Annotated in this window: 15 protein-coding genes; 4 read left to right on the forward strand and 11 right to left on the reverse strand. The window is 72.0% G+C overall.

The window, feature by feature from the left end; all coding sequences use genetic code 11:
* Nucleotides 1-168: 168 nt before the first annotated feature.
* From ACIGWZ_RS04670 to ACIGWZ_RS04685, 4 genes are all read right to left on the reverse strand, one after another.
* Nucleotides 169-1374, reverse strand: a complete 1206-nt coding sequence (locus ACIGWZ_RS04670) for an MFS transporter (RefSeq protein WP_400060829.1) — start codon at nt 1372-1374, stop codon at nt 169-171.
* 134 nt (nt 1375-1508) lie between these two features.
* Nucleotides 1509-2513: an endonuclease/exonuclease/phosphatase family protein gene (locus tag ACIGWZ_RS04675; protein WP_400061981.1), complete on the reverse strand. Its 1005-nt coding sequence runs from the start codon at nt 2511-2513 to the stop codon at nt 1509-1511.
* 305 nt (nt 2514-2818) lie between these two features.
* Nucleotides 2819-3490: a TetR/AcrR family transcriptional regulator gene (locus tag ACIGWZ_RS04680; protein WP_400060831.1), complete on the reverse strand. Its 672-nt coding sequence runs from the start codon at nt 3488-3490 to the stop codon at nt 2819-2821.
* On the reverse strand, nt 3487-5103 hold the full coding sequence (locus tag ACIGWZ_RS04685; protein WP_400060833.1) for an MFS transporter: 1617 nt from the start codon (nt 5101-5103) through the stop codon (nt 3487-3489). Before ACIGWZ_RS04685 ends, ACIGWZ_RS04680 begins: the two co-directional genes overlap by 4 nt.
* A gap of 201 nt (nt 5104-5304) precedes the next feature.
* Between ACIGWZ_RS04685 and panB the strand changes: the two genes are divergently transcribed.
* The 3 genes from panB to ACIGWZ_RS04700 all read left to right on the forward strand — a co-directional run bounded on the left by panB (nt 5305) and on the right by ACIGWZ_RS04700 (nt 8184).
* A complete protein-coding gene (panB, locus tag ACIGWZ_RS04690) occupies nt 5305-6183 on the forward strand; it encodes a 3-methyl-2-oxobutanoate hydroxymethyltransferase (RefSeq protein WP_400060835.1) in 879 nt (292 codons plus the stop codon).
* Between the two features lie 148 nt (nt 6184-6331).
* Nucleotides 6332-7357 (forward strand): ATP-binding cassette domain-containing protein, encoded by a 1026-nt coding sequence (locus tag ACIGWZ_RS04695; protein WP_400060838.1) that lies wholly within the window; start codon nt 6332-6334, stop codon nt 7355-7357.
* Nucleotides 7354-8184, forward strand: a complete 831-nt coding sequence (locus ACIGWZ_RS04700) for an ABC transporter permease (RefSeq protein ID WP_400060840.1) — start codon at nt 7354-7356, stop codon at nt 8182-8184. Before ACIGWZ_RS04695 ends, ACIGWZ_RS04700 begins: the two co-directional genes overlap by 4 nt.
* Nucleotides 8185-8235: 51 nt before the next feature.
* Here the strand turns inward: ACIGWZ_RS04700 and ACIGWZ_RS04705 are convergent, their stop codons facing one another.
* Nucleotides 8236-11595, reverse strand: coding sequence for an ATP-binding protein (locus tag ACIGWZ_RS04705; protein ID WP_400060842.1), 3360 nt, complete (start codon nt 11593-11595; stop codon nt 8236-8238).
* 319 nt (nt 11596-11914) lie between these two features.
* Here ACIGWZ_RS04705 and ACIGWZ_RS04710 point away from each other — a divergent pair, with 319 nt between their 5' ends.
* Entirely contained in the window at nt 11915-12721 is an 807-nt protein-coding gene (locus tag ACIGWZ_RS04710; protein WP_400060843.1) for a site-2 protease family protein, read from the forward strand.
* A 14-nt stretch (nt 12722-12735) separates the two neighbouring features.
* Here ACIGWZ_RS04710 and ACIGWZ_RS04715 read toward each other — a convergent pair whose 3' ends face one another.
* The 6 genes from ACIGWZ_RS04715 to ACIGWZ_RS04740 all read right to left on the reverse strand — a co-directional run bounded on the left by ACIGWZ_RS04715 (nt 12736) and on the right by ACIGWZ_RS04740 (nt 18046).
* Complete coding sequence (locus tag ACIGWZ_RS04715; RefSeq protein WP_400060845.1) at nt 12736-12945, reverse strand: hypothetical protein; 210 nt, start codon at nt 12943-12945, stop codon at nt 12736-12738.
* 76 nt (nt 12946-13021) lie between these two features.
* Nucleotides 13022-13753: an NADPH-dependent F420 reductase gene (gene npdG / locus ACIGWZ_RS04720; protein ID WP_400060847.1), complete on the reverse strand. Its 732-nt coding sequence runs from the start codon at nt 13751-13753 to the stop codon at nt 13022-13024.
* A gap of 39 nt (nt 13754-13792) precedes the next feature.
* Nucleotides 13793-14653 carry a carbohydrate ABC transporter permease gene (locus tag ACIGWZ_RS04725; protein WP_400060849.1) on the reverse strand — a complete coding sequence of 287 codons (861 nt, stop codon included), beginning with the start codon at nt 14651-14653 and terminating at the stop codon, nt 13793-13795.
* Nucleotides 14650-15630 (reverse strand): carbohydrate ABC transporter permease, encoded by a 981-nt coding sequence (locus ACIGWZ_RS04730; RefSeq protein WP_400060851.1) that lies wholly within the window; start codon nt 15628-15630, stop codon nt 14650-14652. The genes ACIGWZ_RS04725 and ACIGWZ_RS04730 overlap by 4 nt, the downstream gene beginning before the upstream one ends.
* A complete protein-coding gene (locus ACIGWZ_RS04735; RefSeq protein WP_400060853.1) occupies nt 15627-16958 on the reverse strand; it encodes an ABC transporter substrate-binding protein in 1332 nt (443 codons plus the stop codon). The genes ACIGWZ_RS04730 and ACIGWZ_RS04735 overlap by 4 nt, the downstream gene beginning before the upstream one ends.
* Nucleotides 16955-18046: an exo-alpha-sialidase gene (locus ACIGWZ_RS04740; protein WP_400060854.1), complete on the reverse strand. Its 1092-nt coding sequence runs from the start codon at nt 18044-18046 to the stop codon at nt 16955-16957. Before ACIGWZ_RS04740 ends, ACIGWZ_RS04735 begins: the two co-directional genes overlap by 4 nt.
* Nucleotides 18047-18092: the final 46 nt, after the last annotated feature.

Below are 18092 nucleotides of genomic sequence, written 5' to 3' on the forward strand. Positions count from 1 at the left end.
AACGGGGAGGTGCCGGGTCGTAGCGGCGGAGCCGTGTAGGCCCGGTGCCGCTGCCGAACAGCCCCGCGCAGCGGCAACCAGCCCGCCGCAGGCGCCACGGCGAGACACCACCACGGCGGGAAAGCCAAAAACGTGGGGCCCAGACCAAGCGCAGCGACAACGTGGGGGTCAAAGCCCCGCCGACGAGGCGACCGGTTCCGGGGAGCGGGCCACGATGCGGGAAGGGTCGTGGGTGTTGCGGTCCAGGAGGCCGGCGATCACGGCGACGGCCAGGCCCACGGCGGCCAGGACGGCGCCGACCAGGGTCGGGGACGTCCAGCCCCAGCCGGCCGACAGGGCCAGGCCGCCGACCCAGGCGCCGCCCGCGTTGGCGAGGTTGAAGGCGGACTGGTTGGAGGCGGCGGCCAGAGTGGGGGCCCGGTGGGCCTTGTTCATGACCAGCATCTGGAGCGGGGTGGTGGTCAGGAAGCCGATGGCGCCGATGAGGACGACGGTGACCAGGGCGGCCCATCTGACCTGGGCGGTGAAGTGGAAGGCCGCCAGGACGAGGGCCAGCGCCGCCAGGGAGCCGTAGAGGGTGGGGCGCAGAGCGCGGTCGGTGAGCGGTCCGGCGGCCAGCGCGCCGAGGGTCATGCCGATGCCGAAGAGGGCGAGGACGAGCGTGACCGAGGTCTCGGAGAAGCCGGTCACCTCGGTCATCATCGACGCGAGGTAGCTGTAGACGGCGAAGATGCCGGCGAAGCCGAAGACGGTGGTGAGGAGGCCGAGGAGGACCTGGCGGTCGCCGAGGGCGCGCAGTTCGCGGCCCAGGCCGGTGCGTTCCTCGGCAGGCAGCGGCGGGATCAGGCGGGCCAGTGAGGCCATCGCGGCGAGCCCGATGACGGCGACGACCAGGAAGGTGGCGCGCCAGCCGAGGTGCTGGCCGAGCAGGGTCGCGGCGGGCACGCCGACGATGTTGGCGATGGTCAGGCCGAGGAACATCGTGGCCACCGCGCGCGCCTGGCGGCCCTCGCGCACCAGCCGGGCCGCGACCACCGCGCCGACGCCGAAGAACGCGCCGTGCGGCAGCCCGGCCAGCAGTCGGCCGGCGATCAGCAGGCCGAAGGTGGGGGCGAGGGCGGAGGCGAGGTTGCCGGCCGTGAAGAGCGCCATGAGGAGGACCAGCATGCGCTTGCGCGGAATGCGGGAGCCGAGGGCGGTCAGCAGCGGGGCGCCGATGACGACGCCGAGGGCGTAGGCGGAGACGAGGTAGCCGGCGGTGGGCACCGAGGTGCCCAGATCGTCCGCGACGTTGGGCAGCAGGCCCATCATCACGAATTCCGTGGTGCCGATTCCGAAGGCCGAGATCGCGAGAGCGAGCAGAGCCAAGGGCATGTGGACCTGGACCTTTCAGGGGTGGGTGCGCGCGAGTGGGTGCGCGGCGACGGAGACCTTAAGTTCGTTTACGGAACAAAGTCTCTCAGGTCCAGTATTCCAGCGCGAAAACAGCAGGTTAAGAGCTCGCCACGTCAGATCTTGACGGACGCGGCGAGGGGCAGATGGTCGCTGCCGGTGGCCTTCAGCGTCCAGGCCGCGACCGGGTCGACGCCCTTCATCATGATCTGGTCGATCCGGGCCATCGGGAAGGCGGCCGGCCAGCTGAAGCCGAAACCGTCGCCCGCGGCGCCCTGCGCGGAGCGCATCTGGGAGGTGACCGGGGCCAGCGAGCGGTCGTTCATGGTGCCGTTGAGGTCGCCGAGCAGGACCACCTTCTTCAGCGGGTCGGCGGCGATCGCCTCGCCCAGCGCCTCGGCGCTGCCGTCGCGCTGTCCCGCGGTGAAGCCCGCCTCGACCTTGACCCGTACGGAGGGCAGGTGCGCGACATAGACGCCGGCCTTCTGGCCGTCGGCGGCGGTGACGGTGGCGCGCAGCGCGCGGGTCCAGCCCATCTTGATGTCCACCGGCCGGGCGTCGCTCAGCGGCAGCTTGCTCCACAGGCCGACGGTCCCCTCGACCGTGTGATACGGGTACGCCTTCGCCATCTCCCTCTTGTAGGTGGGCAGGGCGGTGGCGGTCAGCTCCTCCAGGGCGACCACGTCGGCCTTGGAGTTCACGATGTCCTGGGCGGTGGCCGCCGGGTCGGGGTTGTCGGCGTTGACGTTGTGGGTGACGACGGTGAGGTTGCCGCCGGTGTCCGCCTTGTCGGTGAGCTGTCCGCCGAAGAGGTTGAGCCAGACGGCGGCCGGCAGGACCAGCGCGAGCAGCGCGGTAGCGGAGCGGCGCAGCACCGCGAGGGCCAGCAGCAGCAGGACGGCGAATCCGAGCCAGGGCAGGAACGTCTCCAGCAGACTGCCCAGGTTCCCCACGGTGTTGGGGACCCGGGCGTGCAGGAACATCAGCAGCCCGAGCAGTACGGCCAGCACCGCGAGCACGATGCCGCGGCGCCACATCCCTTCGGGGCGCCACCAGTTCCGCAGGCGCCCGGCCCAGGAACGGGCCCGCTCGGGGGTGTGCCCCTGTCCCGGCTCCGTCATATATGCCTGCGCCATGTAGCTGCCCTCACTGCCTTGCTCTGTCGCGCCTCGCCTGTGATCCCCGACCCTAGGCGATGGCCCTTATAACCGTTCTTAGATCAGCACTGTCCCGGAAGTGCACCGCGTATGTGTGCACCGCGGCTTTCCGTCCGCGTCCGGTCGCCCGTGTAGACGGTGCGGCGGCGGGCCGGGGTTCCGGCGGAAGGGTTCGTGACAGCAGCTGTGACAGAACGGGCATGGTCCGGTCATGCGAGGAGGGACATTTGGGATGCGGGCGGCGCAACCGGCCGGTGCGGCGGCGGGGTTCAGCCGGCTGCCCGCTGCGGCCGGGGACGTACGCCCTCGAGGACCAGGTCGACGATGTCCGCCGCGAGCCCTTCGGGGAGTTCCTTCCATTCGTGGAGGATGGCGCGGGCCAGCATCGGGCCGACGAACAGGTCGGCGAGGGTCTCGGCGTCGTGGTCGCTGCGGATCTCGCCGCTGGCCATGCCGCGCCGGAGCACCTTGAGCACCGCCTCGTTACGGGCCCGTACGACCGTCTCGTGGTACTCCGCCCACAGCTCCGGGTGCCCCTGGACATGGCTGACGACGGTGCGCAGCAGCGCGGAGTTGCGCTTGGCCAGTCCGCGGCGGCGCAGGAACTCCAGCAGCGAGACCAGGTCGTCCCGTACGGATTCGCCGTCGAGCGGCGGGGGCGGCGCGTCCAGGGACCGCATGACGTCGAGCATCAGGGCGTTCTTGCCGGACCAGCGGCGGTAGACCGTGGCCTTGCCCACGCCGGCCTCGCGGGCGATGCGCTCCATCGACAGTTCGCCGATGGCCGCGCCCTCCTCGATCAGGCGGAGGACGGCCTCGATGATGGCGGAGTCGGCCGCGGCGCTGCGCGGTCTGCCGCGGCGCGCGGGATCCGCCTGGCCAGGCCGTCCCGGTCGCGCACCGGCTGCCGCCGCCTCGGAGTCTCCCGCCGCCCGGCTCATCCCTGTACGCCCGCCTTCCGCTGTTCGTTCGGCTCCGCGTCCCGCGGGGCCGGTGCCATTTTGCCGGGCAGGAACACGGCGACCACCACGGCACCCACCACCGCGATGCTCGCCGAGCCGAGCGCGGTGACGTGCATGGCGTGCACGAATGCCTCCCGGGCGGAGACGATCAGCGCCCGGCCGTCCGGGCCCAGGTGCCGGGCGAGGCCGAGGGTGGCCTCGATGGATTCGCCGGCCGCGTGCCGCGCGGCGGCCGGTACGCCGGGCAGCGCGCCGAGCTTGCCCTGGATGCCTTCGCGGTAGGTCGTGGACAGCACCGAGCCCAGTACGGCGACGCCGAGGGTGCCGCCGACCTGCCGGAAGACGTTGTTGAGCGCCGAGCCGGAGCCGGCCTTCTCGCGGGGCAGCGACTGCATGATCGCGACGGTGACCGGCGGCATGATGTGCGCCATGCCCGTGCCCTGGAGGAAGAAGAGCACCTCGAGGATCCAGATCGGGGAGTCGGTGTCCAGCAGCAGCATGCCGGTCATGGTCACGGCGATGGTCAGCATGCCGGCGGTGCACACCGCGCGGGCGCCGAAGCGGTCCACGGCGAGCCGGGCCCGGGGCGAGAAGATCAGCTGGGCGGCGGCCAGCGGCAGGATCAGCAGACCGGCCTCCAGCGGGCTGTAGCCGCGCACGCTCTGCACGTAGAAGACGATGAAGAAGGTGACGCCCATCAGCGCGAAGAAGACCAGCGCGATGGCGCCGACGGCGGCCGCGAAGGCGGGCTTGCGGAAGTAGCCGATGTCGATGGACGGATGGCTGCTGCGCTTCTGGTGCAGGACGAAGACCGTCATCACCGCGACGCCGCCGGCGAGGGTGCCCAGCACCTGCGGGTCGGTGAAGTCCGCGAGCTGGCCGCCCTTGATGATCCCGTAGACCAGCAGGACCAGGCCGACGACGGACAGCAGCACGCCGAACGGGTCGAGCCTGCCGGGCCGGGGGTCCCGGGAATCCGGCACCAGGATCAGCATCGCGACCAGCGCGATCAGCACGATCGGGACGTTGACCAGGAAGACCGAGCCCCACCAGAAGCGGTCGAGCAGCAGGCCGCCGGTGATCGGCCCGACGGCGATGGCCAGGCCCACGCCGCCGGCCCAGATGCCGATCGCCCGGGGCTGCTCGTCGCGCTCGAAGACGTTCATCAGGACGGCGAGCGTGGAGGGCATGACGAAGGCGCCGCCCAGGCCCATCACGGCGCGGAAGACGATCAGCTCGGTGGGCGAGCCGGCCATCCCGGCGAGTACCGAGCCGGCGCCGAAGACCGCCAGGCCGAAGAGCAGCACCTTCTTGCGGCCCAGGCGGTCGCCGAGCAGGCCGGAGGTGAACAGCAGCCCGGCGAAGACGAGCGTGTAGGAGTTGATCGCCCACTCCAGCTCGCCCTGGGTGGCGCCGAGGCCGTGCGGGGCCGGGGTCGCGATGGTCTTCATCGCGACATTGAGGATGGAGTTGTCCAGCACCACTATCAGCAGGCTGAGCATGAGGACGGACAGGATCATCCAGCGGCGCCGATGTATCCGGTCGGGGACCTGGCGGGCGGGCAGGCCGCCGGGTGCGGTGGAGGAGGTCATGGCGTCCACCATACCTTTTTCGATACGATCCCGTTCCGTATTGATGCAAGTGATCTTCCGGGCGGGCGCCGCCGCAGGTCATGGCCCTGCCCCCGGACGGGTCGCGGCCCCCTTCCCCTCCGCGCGCCGCGCATGCCAGCATGGAGGGGAGTCCGGGGACACCGTCAGGGTGCCTCGAGATGATGAACAGGAGCCGTCACCATGACGCAGCTTTCGCCTGCCCGGAAGCCGGGCAAGCCCGCCTCCGAGAGCAGCAAGACCCTGTACGGGGGAACCAGCTCGCGCCGCATCACGGTCCGCGACATCGCCGCCGCCAAGGAGCGCGGCGAGAAGTGGCCGATGCTCACCGCCTACGACGCGATGACCGCCTCCGTCTTCGACGAGGCCGGCATCCCGGTCCTGCTCGTCGGCGACTCGATGGGCAACTGCCACCTCGGCTACGAGTCCACCGTGCCCGTCACCATGGACGAGATGACCCTGCTGTCCGCCGCGGTCGTCCGCGGCACCAAGCGCGCCCTGATCGTCGGCGACCTGCCGTTCGGCTCGTACCAGGAAGGCCCGGTGCAGGCGCTGCGCAACGCCACCCGGCTGGTCAAGGAAGCGGGCGTGGGCGCCGTCAAGCTGGAGGGCGGGGAGCGCTCCGCGCACCAGGTGGAGCTGCTGGTCTCGTCCGGCATCCCGGTGATGGCCCATGTCGGGCTGACCCCGCAGTCCGTCAACGCCTACGGCGGCTACCCGGTCCAGGGGCGCGGCGAGGAGGCGGCCCAGCAGCTGCTGCGGGACGCCAAGGCGGTGCAGGACGCCGGCGCGTTCGCCGTCGTCCTGGAAGCCGTACCGGCGGAGCTGGCCGCCGAGGTCACCCGCTCCCTGCACATCCCGACCGTCGGCATCGGTGCGGGCCTGGACTGTGACGCCCAGGTGCTGGTGTGGACCGACATGGCGGGAATGACGGCGGGGCGGGTGCCGAAGTTCGTGAAGAAGTACCTCGAGCTGCGGGAGCTGCTCGGCGACGCGGCGAAGTCGTTCGCCGACGAGGTGGTCTCGGGCGCCTTCCCGGCGGAAGCGCACACGTTCCACTGAGACCCGGCAGGTCCGGCAGCCGGTGCCGCGGGCGCCGTCGGACGGCCGACAGGGGCGCCCCCCTTGTCGGCGCGATGTCGGCGCGGCCGGCCCCGGCTGTCGGCGGCCTGTCGGTGCGTTGTCGGTGCCGCATGGCACCTTGAGGGCCATGACGCGACAGACGATATCCACCAAGGGCGGCAACGCCGTGGAGGTGCGCGGTCTGGTCAAGCACTTCGGCGATGTCAAGGCCGTCGACGGTGTGGACCTGGACGTGCGGGAAGGCACCGTGCTCGGCGTGCTCGGCCCCAACGGCGCCGGCAAGACGACCCTCGTACGCTGCCTGTCCACCCTCCTGGTGCCGGACGCCGGCCGGGCCGTGGTGGCCGGCTACGACGTGGTGCGCCAGCCCCGGGCACTGCGCCGCACGATCGGCCTGACCGGGCAGTACGCCTCGGTCGACGAAAAGCTCTCCGGCTGGGAGAACCTCTACATGATCGGGCGGCTGCTCGATCTCTCCCGCAAGGACGCCCGCAAGCGCGCGGACGAGATGCTGGAGCGGTTCTCCCTGACCGAGGCCGCCAAGCGCCCCGCCGCCAAGTACTCCGGCGGTATGCGCCGCCGCCTGGACCTGGCCGCCTCGATGATCGGGCAGCCCGCGGTCCTCTATCTGGACGAGCCCACCACCGGCCTCGACCCCCGCACCCGCAACGAGGTGTGGGAAGAGGTGCAGCGGATGGTCCGCGAGGGCGCGACGGTGCTGCTCACCACCCAGTACATGGAAGAGGCCGAGCAGCTGGCGAACGAGCTGACGGTCATCGACCGCGGCCGGGTGATCGCCGAGGGCAAGGTCGATGAGCTGAAGGCCAAGGTCGGCGGCCGGACGCTGCAGATCCGGCCGACGGACTCCGGCGAACTGGACCGGATGGTCGGCGCCCTCGCGCAGGCCGGTCTGGACGGCATCGCGGGCGCCACCGCCGACCACCAGGAGGGCGTGGTCAACGTCCCCGTCATCAGCGACGAGCAGCTGACCGCCGTGGTCGGCCTGCTCGGGCAGCGGGGCTTCGCGCTCTCCGGGATCAGCACCCATCTGCCCAGCCTGGACGAGGTGTTCCTGGCCATCACGGGCCAGAAGACCTCCGCGGCCGGCGACGACCTGACGGACCAGCAGCAGTACGCGGAGGTGTCGGCATGAGTGCCGCAACGATGACGGCGCCGGCCGTGAAGCCGGGCGCCGACGAGGGACGGATCGGCCTGCGCGCCAATCTGCGGCACATCGGCGCGCTGGCGCGCCGCAACGCCCTGCAGATCAAGCAGGACCCGGAGTCGATGATGGACGTGCTGCTGATGCCCGTCATCTTCATCCTGCTGTTCACCTATGTCTTCGGTGGCGCCATCGCCGGCCGGAACCATCAGCAGGACTACCTCCAGCATCTGGTGCCCGGCCTGATGGCGATGATGGGACTGAACATCGCCATGGCGGTGGGCAGCGGCGTCAACGACGACTTCCGCAAGGGCGTCATGGACCGCTTCCGGACCATGCCGATAGCCCGCTCCTCGGTCCTGATAGCCAAGATCGTCGTGGAGATCGGCCGGATGCTGATCGCCACCGCGATCCTGCTCGGCATGGGCTTGCTCCTGGGCCTGCAGATCAAGGGCAGCCTGCTCGCCTTCCTCGCCGCGATCGTGCTGTCCACGGCCTTCGGTGCCGCCCTGATGTGGATCTTCATCCTGCTGGGGCTCAGCGTGAAGACCCCGCAGGCGGTGCAGGGCATGGCGATGCTGGTGCTGATGCCGCTGGAGTTCGGCTCGTCGATCTTCACGCCGACGACGGACATGCCCGGCTGGCTGAAGGACTTCACCACCGTCAATCCGCTCTCCAACCTCGCGGACGCGGCCCGCGCACTGATCAACGCGGACGGTGCCGTGGCGCACCCGGTGCTGATCACCCTCGGCTGGGCGGTCGCCATCACGGCCCTCACCATGCCGCTCGCGGTCCGGAAGTTCCGCAACAAGACCTGACGCATGCCCCGCGGGGGACTTCCCCGCGGGGCGGTCCTCGCCCGGCTCGCGTCAGATGAGGGCGGTGGCCTCTTCCAGTGAGAGGCCACCGCCTTCGGCGTACCCGCGCGCGTACGCCGCCTCGCCCAGCAGCGCCCGCGCGGCCTCCTCCGTACGTCGGCGGTCGACCCGTACGAGCATCGGCGGCACGTGCGAGGGTGACCGCAGTGCGTCGTAGGCCCCCACCAGACGTGCCGCGTCCGGGCCGGCGCGCTCGCCGTGCACGGCCATCAGCACCCGTGCCCCGGTGAGGAGTTGGATCACCGGGAGATCCGGGGCGACCATCTGCGTCATCTCGTCCTGCGTCAGCTCCAGTGCCGCCCGGAACCTCGGCAGCAGATCCCCGCCGCGTCCCTCGTCGACATCCAGCGAGACCAGCGACAGCTCCAGGACCCCCACGAACAGCTCCGGGGCGCGCGACCCGAACACCTCGCGCACCGTCTCCAGTTCCGCGCGCGCCTCCGCCGTGCGCCCCTGGACGGTCAGATGCGTCGCCAGCGTCAGACGGGCGAACGGCACCGCATCGCGGCCGCTGCCCTCCTCCTTGTCCTGCTCCAGGACCTCGCGCAGCAGCCGCTCCCCCGCCTCCGCCTGGCCGTCCTCGAGCAGGACGCCGCCGAGCCGGCCGCGCATCAGCAGGATCCGGCCGTGCGCACCCAGCTCCTCGGCGCAGTCCATCGCCGCCCGGTAGTCCTGCGCCGCGAGCCCGTACTCGCCGCGCTTCTCCCGGGTTTCGCCGCGCCCCTCCAGCGCCTCGGCGGCGCCCCAGGCATCGCCGAGGCGGCGGAAGATGCGCAAGGCCTCGTCGGCGTCCGCCAGCGCCTGTCCCAGGCCGCCGGCCCGGTCGTTGAAGACCTTGGAGCGCAGTTGCAGGATGTAGGCGAGCTCCCATTCGTGGCCGTAGCCGCGGCTGGCGCGCACCGCGCCGTCGACCAGCCCCGTCAGCTGGTCGAACCGGCCGGAGATCAGCACCGCGTAGTACCACATGGCGCCCGGCATCCGGCAGGTCTGCGGCATCCCGGCGCGGTAGGCGGCGATGATCCCCGCCAGCTGCTCGCTCATGTCAGGACTGCGCAGCGCCGCGATGTCGCTCTCGCGGCAGGAGAGCGCCACCAGCCGGACCCCGCGGCGGGCCTCCAGGAGCTGCTCGGGGTCCATCGGCGGCGGCTTGTCGATGGCCCGCTCGAAGAGGTCGGGGACGGCGGCGACCGGCGCCGCGAACGGATCGGGGCCGAGCGTGCCGGCCGCCTCCGCCCAGTGGCGGGCGTCGCTGCGGTGGTCGCGCAGCGACCAGAACCAGTGCAGCGACAGCACCAGGCACAGCGCCTCGTGTTCGTCGCGGGCGGCGACCGCGCGGCGCAGCGCGGTGCGCAGGTTGTCGTGTTCCAGCTCCAGGTGGTCCATCGCGGCGCGCTGGCCGGGCCCGCGCAGCAACGGGTCGGTGGTACGGGCCAGTTCGCGGTAGGCGACCAGATGGCGGCGCTCGGCCGCCTCCCTCTCGCCGGCCTCGTCCAGCCGCTCGCCGGCGTACTCCGCCACCGTCTCCAGCAGCCGGTAGCGCATGGCCCCCTCGGGCGCGGGCGCCGCCACCACCAGCGACTTGTCGATCAGCGAGCCGAGCAGCGCGGCCACATCGCGCCCGTCGACGCCGTCGCCGGCGCACACCTCCTCGGCGGCGGCCAGATCGCAGCCGCCGGCGAAGACGGACAGCCGGCGCAGCACCGCCCGCTCGGCGGCGTCGGTCAGCTCCCAGGACCAGTCCACGACGGCGCGCAGCGTCTGCTGGCGGGGCAGGACCGTACGGCTGCCGCTGGTCAGCAGCCGGAAGCGGTCGTCGAGGCGGTCGGCGATCCCGCGCGGGGAGAGCATCCGCAGCCGGGCGGCGGCCAGTTCGATGGCCAGCGGCAGTCCGTCCAGGCGGCGGCAGATCTCGGCGCAGGCCGCCGCGGTGTCCTCGTCGGCCTCGATCCGGAAGCCGGGGCGGGCGGCGGCCCCGCGGTCGGCGAGGAGGCGCAGCGCCACCGGGTCGGGCAGCGGCTCCACGGGCCGCAGCACCTCGCCCGGTACGGCCAGCGGCTCGCGGCTGGTCGCCAGGACCGTGACGCCGGGGCATTCGGCCAGCAGCCGCTCGGCGAGTTCGGCGGCGGCGCCGATCACATGCTCGCAGTTGTCGAGGACGAGCAGCATCCGGCGGCCCGCGCACTGCTCGGCGAGCCGGGCGAGCGGGTCCAGCGCGGTGGGATCGGCGGCGGCGCGCAGCCCCTCGGCGGCGGTGCCGCGGACGACGGTCTCGCGGCCGCCGAGCGCGGTGAGCACCGCCTCGGGCACGGTCGCCGGGTCGTCGACCGGCGCCAGCTCCGCCAGCCAAACGCCGTGCGGCCAGGCGTCCGGCGCGGCGGCCGCGGCGCTTTCGGCGCCCTCCTGCGAGAGCCGGGTCTTGCCGGCGCCGCCCGGTCCCAGCAGGGTCACCAGGCGGTGGGTGGCCAGGTCGGTGCGGAGCGCGGCGAGGTCGGCGTCGCGGCCCACGAAGGAGGTGAGGCGGGCGCGGAGATTGCCGGGGCGGCGGGCCGTCGCGGGCCGCAGGGGTTCCGTGGGCGGGGCCGGTGCGGGGGCCGTGGCGGGCGGTGCGGCCGGCTCCGGGGACAGCAGCTCGGCGTGCAGGGCGCGCAGCTCGGGGCCGGGGTCGGTGCCCAGGCGCTCGGCGAGATCGGTGCGTATCGCGTCGTAGGCGGCGAGCGCCTCGGCACCGCGCCCGGCGGCCCGCAGGGCGCGCAGCCGCAGGGCCTGGAGGGGCTCGTCCAGGGGATGGTCCTGGCAGAGCGCGGTCAGGGTGGGCAGCGCCCGCTCCGGGCGGCCCAGGGCGAGGTCGGCGGCGAGGCGGGCGCGCTGGGCGTCCAGGCGGCGGCTCTCGGCGCGGGCGCCCTCGACGCCCGGCTCGGGCAGATCGGCCAGCGCCGGGCCGCGCCAGAGGCCCAGCGCCTCGTCGAGGAGGGTGGCGGCGCGGGCCGGGTCCGCCTCGGCGAGCGCCCGGCCGCCTTCCGCGGCCAGCCGTTCGAAGCGGTGCAGATCGACGGCGTCGGGCTCGGCGCACAGGCGGTAGCCGCCGTCGGCCGAGGCGACGGCGGCGTGGCCCAGGGCCCGGCGCAGGCGGCCGACCAGCGCCTGGAGGGCACCGGCCGCGTCGGCGGGCGGTGCCACGCCCCAGACGTCGGCGATCAGCAGGTCCGGGGGGAGCGCCCGGCCGGGGCGCAGGGCCAGGGCGGCGAGCAGGGCGCGCAGCCGTGCGCCGCCGAGGGCGACGGGGGTCCCGTCGGCCCGGCCGGCCTGCGTGGTGCCGAGAATTCCGTAGCGCACCGGGTCATTGTCGTGCACGGCCGAGCCGCTCACCGTGCGTTCACGCCTCTCGCATTCCTGATACGGGCCCCCTGAAAAGTCGCCGATGTCACGGATGCATCCCTGTCGAGTCCCCGACGGGCCCCTGAGGCGCGGCCGACGCATACCCCCGATGCGTCCCCGATGCGGCCCGGGTCCGTCCCCTGATTTCCCCCCGAGGTCCACTGTGCCCGGAACCCGGCGGGTGCCGCGCGGCGTTTTCCGCCCGGGGCCACCGGAACGGGACCCGTGCGCCGAAGGCCGTCGCGCGGTTACGGTCATGGCTGCCCACCACGTCACCTCGGGAGAGCACGCCACCATGACCACAGCCAGTCCGCGGGCCGACCACCGCATCAGTCCGGTCTTTCTCGCGCTCGTCGCCGTCATGGCCGTGTCGGGATGGGCGGTATGGACCCGGACCATAGCCGCCAACACCGGCTTCGCGGTCTTCTTGTTCGTAGTGTCCGGCTGGGTGGTGTCCCTGTGCCTGCACGAGTACGCGCACGCCCGTACCGCGCTGCACAGCGGCGACATCTCGGTGGGCGCCAAGGGCTACTTGACGCTGAACCCGCTCAAGTACACCCATGCGCTGCTGAGCATCGTGCTGCCGGTGATCTTTGTGATCATGGGCGGGATCGGGCTGCCCGGCGGCGCGGTGTTCATCGAGCGCGGCCGGATCCGGGGCCGCTGGCGGCACAGCCTGATCTCGGCGGTCGGGCCGCTGACGAACGTGCTGTTCGCGGTGGTGTGCACCGCACCGTTCTGGCTGCACGGCCTGGACGGCGTGCCCGAGCCGTTCCGCTACGCCCTGGCGTTCCTGGCGCTGCTCCAGGTCACCGCCGCGATCTTGAACTTCGTGCCGGTGCCCGGCCTGGACGGCTACGGCGTGATCGAGCCGTGGCTGTCGCTGAAGATACGGCGGCAGGTGGAGCCGTTCGCGCCGTTCGGGCTGCTGGCGGTGTTCGGCCTGCTGTGGGTGCCGGAGGTCAACCACGTGTTCTTCGATGCGGTCGACGCAATCCTGCGCGCCCTGGGCGTGACGGACTGGGACGCGTTCCAGGGCCAGGAGCTCTTCCGGTTCTGGCGGGGCGAGCCGCAGGTTCCGCCGCTCGGCGGCACCCTGTAACACCCGGTGGGGCCTCAGCCGGCCGCCGCCTGACGCTCCAGCTTCGCCTTGCGCACGTAGAACCACGCCATGTTGCTGGAGATGCCGGCCATCAGGACCCAGACGATGCCGACGAAGCTGCCGTTCACGAACGACACGACGGCCGCGGCGACGGCGAGGACGCACAGAGCGATGGCCATGAGGGCGAGTCGCCGGGACGGGCCGGGCGGGAGCAGGGCGGGCATGGGGGCGTCTCCTGTGTGAAGGGTTCGGGCATTCCCACCCAGTGTCCCCCATGCCCCGCCGGCACCGAGGACCGCCTCAGACGTCCGTGATCCGCAGCCCCGCGTGCGCCTTGTAGCGGATGTTGGTCGAGATGAGGTTGGCGACCAGCGATTCGACCTGGTGGGCGTTGCGCAGCCGGCCGGCGAAGACGCCGCGCATCCCGGGGATACGGGCGGCCAGCGCCTGGACCAGATCGGTGTCGGCGCGGACCTCGCCCAGCACCATCACATCGGTGTCGATCCGCTCGGTCTCCGGGTCCTGGAGCAGCACCGCGGACAGGTGGTGGAAGGCGGCGGTGACCCGGGAGTCGGGCAGCAGGGCGGCGGCCTGCTCGGCGGCGCTGCCCTCCTCCGGCTCGAGCGCAAAGGCGCCCTTCTTGTCGAAGCCGAGCGGGTTGACGCAGTCGATGACGAGCTTGCCGGCCAGCTCCTCGCGCAGCGCCTCCAGCGTCTTGGCGTGGCCGTCCCACGGCACAGCGACGATCACCACGTCGCTGCGCCGCGCGCACTCGGCGTTGGCCGCGCCCTCGATGCCGAGGCCCAGCTCATCCGCGGCGGTCTGGGCGCGCTCGGCCACCCGGGAGCCGATGATCACCTTCTGGCCGGCCTTGGCGAACCGGTAGGCCAGGCCGCGTCCCTGGTCACCGGTGCCGCCGAGGACGCCGACGACGAGGCCGGAGACGTCCGGGAGGTCCCAGGGGTCGCGCTTGAGGGCGGCCTTCGCGCGGGTCGCGGCGTTCGGGGACTGGGCAGCGTCAGGAGTAGTCATGACAGCGATACTGTCACGCCATGGCGGCGGGCGATCCGGTCATGCCTTCACGCTGCCCTCCGTCAGCCCCGTACGCCAGTACCGCTGGAGCACCAGCATCAGCACCATCAGCGGCACCACGGACAGGAACGCGCCGCCCACCGTGTACTGGTAGAGCACCGGTTTGCGGTCGGCGAAGCCGGTCCAGGACGTCAGGCCCAGCTGGATCGGATAGAGGTCGGAGTCCGAGAGCATCACCAGCGGCAGGAAGTAGTTGTTCCAGATGTGCACGAACTGGAACAGGAAGACGGTGACCAGCGCCGGGGTCATCAGCCGCAGCCCGAGGCGGCCGAAGATCCGGGCCTCGCCCGCGCCGTCGATCCGGGCCGCCTCCAGAAGCGAGTCGGGCACCGCGGCGGTCGCGTAGATCCGGCACAGATAGACGCCGAAGGGGCTGACCATGCTGGGGATCAGCACCGCCCAGTAGGTGTTGGCCAGGCCCAGTTCGCTGAAGAGGAAGTAGAGCGGGAGGGCGAGCGCGGTGCCCGGGACGAGGACCCCGGCGAGCACGGTGTTGAAGACCGCCTCCCGGCCCCGGAAGGGGAATTTGGCCAGCGCGTAGCCGGCCGCGGCGGACAGCAGGGTCGCGCAGACGGCGCCGATCCCGGCGTAGAGGAGGGAGTTGGCGAACCAGCGGGCGTAGATGCCGTGGTCGTAGGTGAGGACGTCGGCGAGGTTTCCCAGGGGGCGCGGGTGGTCGGAGAACCAGAAGCCGAAGGTGCCGAAGAGGTCGGCGCTGGACTTGGTGGACGAGACGATCAGCCAGTAGACCGGCACCAGGAAGTAGAGCGCGGCAATGGTCAGCAGCGATGCGGTGATGATCCGGTAGCGGACCGGGGGCCGGGTCAGGGTCCGGGTCATCCGCGCTCCTTCTTGCGCCCGCCGACCAGGCGCAGAAAGCCGAAGGACAGCACGCACGCCACCAGCGCGAGCAGCACCGCCTCGGCCGCCGCCACATGCTGGTTGTTGCCGACGAACGCCTCGCTGTAGGCGTGCAGGTTGGGGGTGAAGCCGGTGTCGATCGTGGCGGCCAGCGGGCGCAGCACCTTGGGCTCGGCGAACAGCTGGAGGGTGCCGATGATGCTGAAGACGCAGGTCAGTACGAGCGCCGGCCGGATCAGCGGGATCTTGATGTGCCGGGCGACCTGCCAGGCGTTGGCGCCGTCGATCCGCGCGGCCTCGTACAGCTCGCTCGGTACGGACTTGAGCTGGGCGATCAGCACCAGCATGTTGTAGCCGGTGAACTGCCAGGTGACGATGTTGGCGATGGACCACAGGACGGTGCCGCGGGCGAGGAAATCGACGTCCCAGCCCACGGATTGGGCGATCTTCACCAGCGGGCTGATGCCGGGGACGTAGAGAAAGCCCCACAGGATCGAGGCGATCACGCCGGGCACGCCGTACGGGAGGAAGAAGGCGCTGCGGAAGAACGGGATGCCGCGGGCACCGGCGCTCTCCAGGAGCAGTGCGAGGGCGGTGGCGAGCACGATCATCAGCGGGACCTGGACGGCGCCGAAGAGCAGCACCCGGCCGAATCCGGCCAGGAACCGGTCGTCGGAGAGCGCATGGGCGTAATTGGCGAGGCCGGCGAACGCCTCGTGTTCCTGGCCGCCGAGGCCGAGCGGGCCGGTGCGTTCGGTCTTGTGCAGGCTCTGGTGGACGGCGTAGACGATCGGCGCGATGAAGCAGAGGGCGAACAGGGCGAGGAAGGGCAGGACGAAGCCGGCCGCGGCGCGGGCGTTGCGGATCTCGGTGCGCGAGGCGCGGCGCTTGGGGCGCCGGACGTCCCGCCTCGGCGGAGTGACCGGCTCGGGACGGCTGAGCGTGTCCCGGCTCACCCTCCGCTCTCCACCTTCAGGCCCTTGCCCTTGAGGTCGGCGACGGTCTGGCCCTGGACCTTCTTCAGCACGGAACGGAAGGAGGCGCCGGTGCCGAGCGCGTCGGTGAAGGCGTCGCCCAGGCGCTGGTAGAGGGTGTCGACGCCGGGGCCCCACTGCCAGCTGGTGTCGACGTGCGATCCGGCGTCGGCGAAGATCTTGCTGTACTCCTGGCCGCCGAAGAACGCCTTGTCGACGTCGAGGTCGGTGGTGGCGTAGCCCTTCTTGGCGCTGGGGAAGCCGTAGCCGCCGTCGATGAGCAGGGCGATGGACTCGGGGGCGGTGTTGAGCCAGACGGCGAAGTCCAGGGCGTCCTTGGGGTAGGGGGCCTTGGCGAAGACGGCGGTGGTCGAGCCGCCCCAGTTGGCGAACGTCTGCGCGCCCTTCTGCCACTGCGGCAGCGGCGCGGCCCGCCATTTGCCCTTGGTGCCCGGCGCGTTGCCGACCAGCAACGCATCGCCCCAGCTGGCGCCCACCCAGGCGGCGATGGCGCCGGTCTGCAGATCCTTGTACCAGGCGTTCTGCCGGTCGGGGATGGTCTTGACGATCTTCTGTTTGACGAGGGCTTCCCAGTAGTCGACGACCTTGCGGGTGGGTTCGTCGTCGACATTGATGATCCAGGTGTCGCCGTTGGTGGCGTACCACTTGGCGCCCGCCTGCCAGGCCAGTCCGGCGAGGCGGTTGCCGTTGGTGGCGGAGAAGGTCTCGATCCAGGCGCCCTTCTTGCGGATCTTCTTGGCGGCCGCCTCGTACTCGTCCCACGTTTCGGGGAGGGGGACGTCCCACTTCTCGAAGAGGTCCTGACGGACGAACAGGCCCATCGGGCCCGAGGCCTGGGGGATGGCGTAGATGCCCTTGCCGAACACCGACTGCTGCCACTGCCAGCCGAAGAACTTGTCCTTGTGGCGGGCCGCGCCGAGCGGGGCGAGATCGAGCAGGCCGTTGTCGAGCAGGAAGCTGGGGATCACCGGGAACTCGATCTGGCCCAGGTCGGGCGGGTTGCCCGTCTTGATGGCGGCGTGCATCTTCGCGTACTGCTCGCCGTCGACGGCCGACACCTTCTCGACCTTGACCTGCACCTCGGGATTCTTGCGGTTCCACAGATCGACGGGCTTGTCGATGCCCGGCACCCAGGACCAGAAGGTCAGCTCGATCTTCTGGCCCTTCTTGCGCTCCTTGGGCGCGGTGTCGTCGTCGCCGCTGTCGCCGCAGCCGGCGAGCGCGAAGGCGGCGGCGACGGCGGCCGCCCCACCCAGGACCGATCTGCGGTGCATGTCGTTGCTGGTCATGCCGGCTCCTCCACGGGGATGCGGCGGAAGGTGATCGTCGAGTAGGCGCTGTAGTCACCGGTTTCGTAGAGCAGTCCGACGCTCGCCGGGTCCAGCCGTACGAGGTCGGAGTAGGCGGCGGGCAGCCCGGAGACGGTGCGCAGGGTCCGCCAGGTCAGGCCGCGGTCGCGGCTGGCGCGCAGGGTGAGCAGGGCGCGGGCGGCGGGCAGCGCGGGCCCGGAGAACAGCAGCTCGTCGCGGTCGGCGAGGTGGAGCAGGCTGCCCTGGCAGACCGGTCCGGCCAGGGCGGCCTGCGGGCGGAAGGGCGCGAGGAGATGCTCGCCGCCGTCGGCCGAGCGGGCGTCGGCGCGGTGCCAGGCCGCGGTGGTCTCGGTCCGGGTGTTCAGATAGACGGTGCCGTCGGGGAGTTCGGCGGCGGTGGTCTCGTTGGGCGCCACGGAGGGGTGGGTGTCGCCGTCGGTGTAGCCGATCCGCCAGGTGGCGCCGTCGTCGTCGCTGAGCAGCGCGTGCCCGCCGTTGTAGCGGGCCTCGGTGCCGGTGTCGCCGGCGGCGCTCGGCGGGGTGGAGTGGTTGGCGGGGACGACCAGCCGTCCGGCGTACGGGCCGTGGCGCAGCCGCAGGGCGTGGCCGGGGCCGGTGGCGTACCACCGCCATTCGGGGCGTTTGGCCTGGTCGGTGATCTCGCGGGGCGCGCTCCAGGTCGCGCCGTCGTCGTCGCTGTGCTGGATCCAGGCGCGGCGGCCGTCGGCGGGCGGGACCTGGCCGCGGCGGATGCGGTCCTCGGTGGCGTCGGCGGCGTTGTGGACCTGCAGGAGCAGCACCCGGCCGCCGGCGAGGACGACGGGGGCGGGGTTGCCGGCGGTGCCGGTGCCGTTGCGGGCGAGGACCTGGAGGGGGCCCCAGGTGCGGCCGCCGTCGGTGGAGCGTTTGAGGACGACATCGATGTCGCCGGTGTCGGAGGCCGAGGCGACGCGGCCCTCGGCGAAGGCCAGCACGGCACCGGAGCGGGCCCGCACCACGGCCGGGATCCGGAAGCTCGCATACCCCTCGGTCCCGGCGCGGTACGGCACCGAGCTCTCGTCCACCACGGGTCACCCCCAACGGCCGGACGTAGGATGTCCGCTGTCCTGCGGC

It is taken from the genome of Streptomyces sp. NPDC053427 (genome assembly GCF_044544985.1).
Taxonomy (GTDB): domain Bacteria; phylum Actinomycetota; class Actinomycetes; order Streptomycetales; family Streptomycetaceae; genus Streptomyces.

Bases quoted from the DNA above. Each gene is read 5' to 3' on its own strand.
- ACIGWZ_RS04670 (WP_400060829.1), bottom strand. From the start codon at position 1,374: ATGCCCTTGGCTCTGCTCGCTCTCGCGATCTCGGCCTTCGGAATCGGC.
- ACIGWZ_RS04675 (WP_400061981.1), bottom strand. From the start codon at position 2,513: ATGACGGAGCCGGGACAGGGGCACACCCCCGAGCGGGCCCGTTCCTGG.
- ACIGWZ_RS04680 (WP_400060831.1), bottom strand. From the start codon at position 3,490: ATGAGCCGGGCGGCGGGAGACTCCGAGGCGGCGGCAGCCGGTGCGCGA.
- ACIGWZ_RS04685 (WP_400060833.1), bottom strand. From the start codon at position 5,103: ATGACCTCCTCCACCGCACCCGGCGGCCTGCCCGCCCGCCAGGTCCCC.
- panB (WP_400060835.1), top strand. From the start codon at position 5,305: ATGACGCAGCTTTCGCCTGCCCGGAAGCCGGGCAAGCCCGCCTCCGAG.
- ACIGWZ_RS04695 (WP_400060838.1), top strand. From the start codon at position 6,332: ATGACGCGACAGACGATATCCACCAAGGGCGGCAACGCCGTGGAGGTG.
- ACIGWZ_RS04700 (WP_400060840.1), top strand. From the start codon at position 7,354: ATGAGTGCCGCAACGATGACGGCGCCGGCCGTGAAGCCGGGCGCCGAC.
- ACIGWZ_RS04710 (WP_400060843.1), top strand. From the start codon at position 11,915: ATGACCACAGCCAGTCCGCGGGCCGACCACCGCATCAGTCCGGTCTTT.
- ACIGWZ_RS04715 (WP_400060845.1), bottom strand. From the start codon at position 12,945: ATGCCCGCCCTGCTCCCGCCCGGCCCGTCCCGGCGACTCGCCCTCATG.
- npdG (WP_400060847.1), bottom strand. From the start codon at position 13,753: ATGACTACTCCTGACGCTGCCCAGTCCCCGAACGCCGCGACCCGCGCG.
- ACIGWZ_RS04725 (WP_400060849.1), bottom strand. From the start codon at position 14,653: ATGACCCGGACCCTGACCCGGCCCCCGGTCCGCTACCGGATCATCACC.
- ACIGWZ_RS04735 (WP_400060853.1), bottom strand. From the start codon at position 16,958: ATGACCAGCAACGACATGCACCGCAGATCGGTCCTGGGTGGGGCGGCC.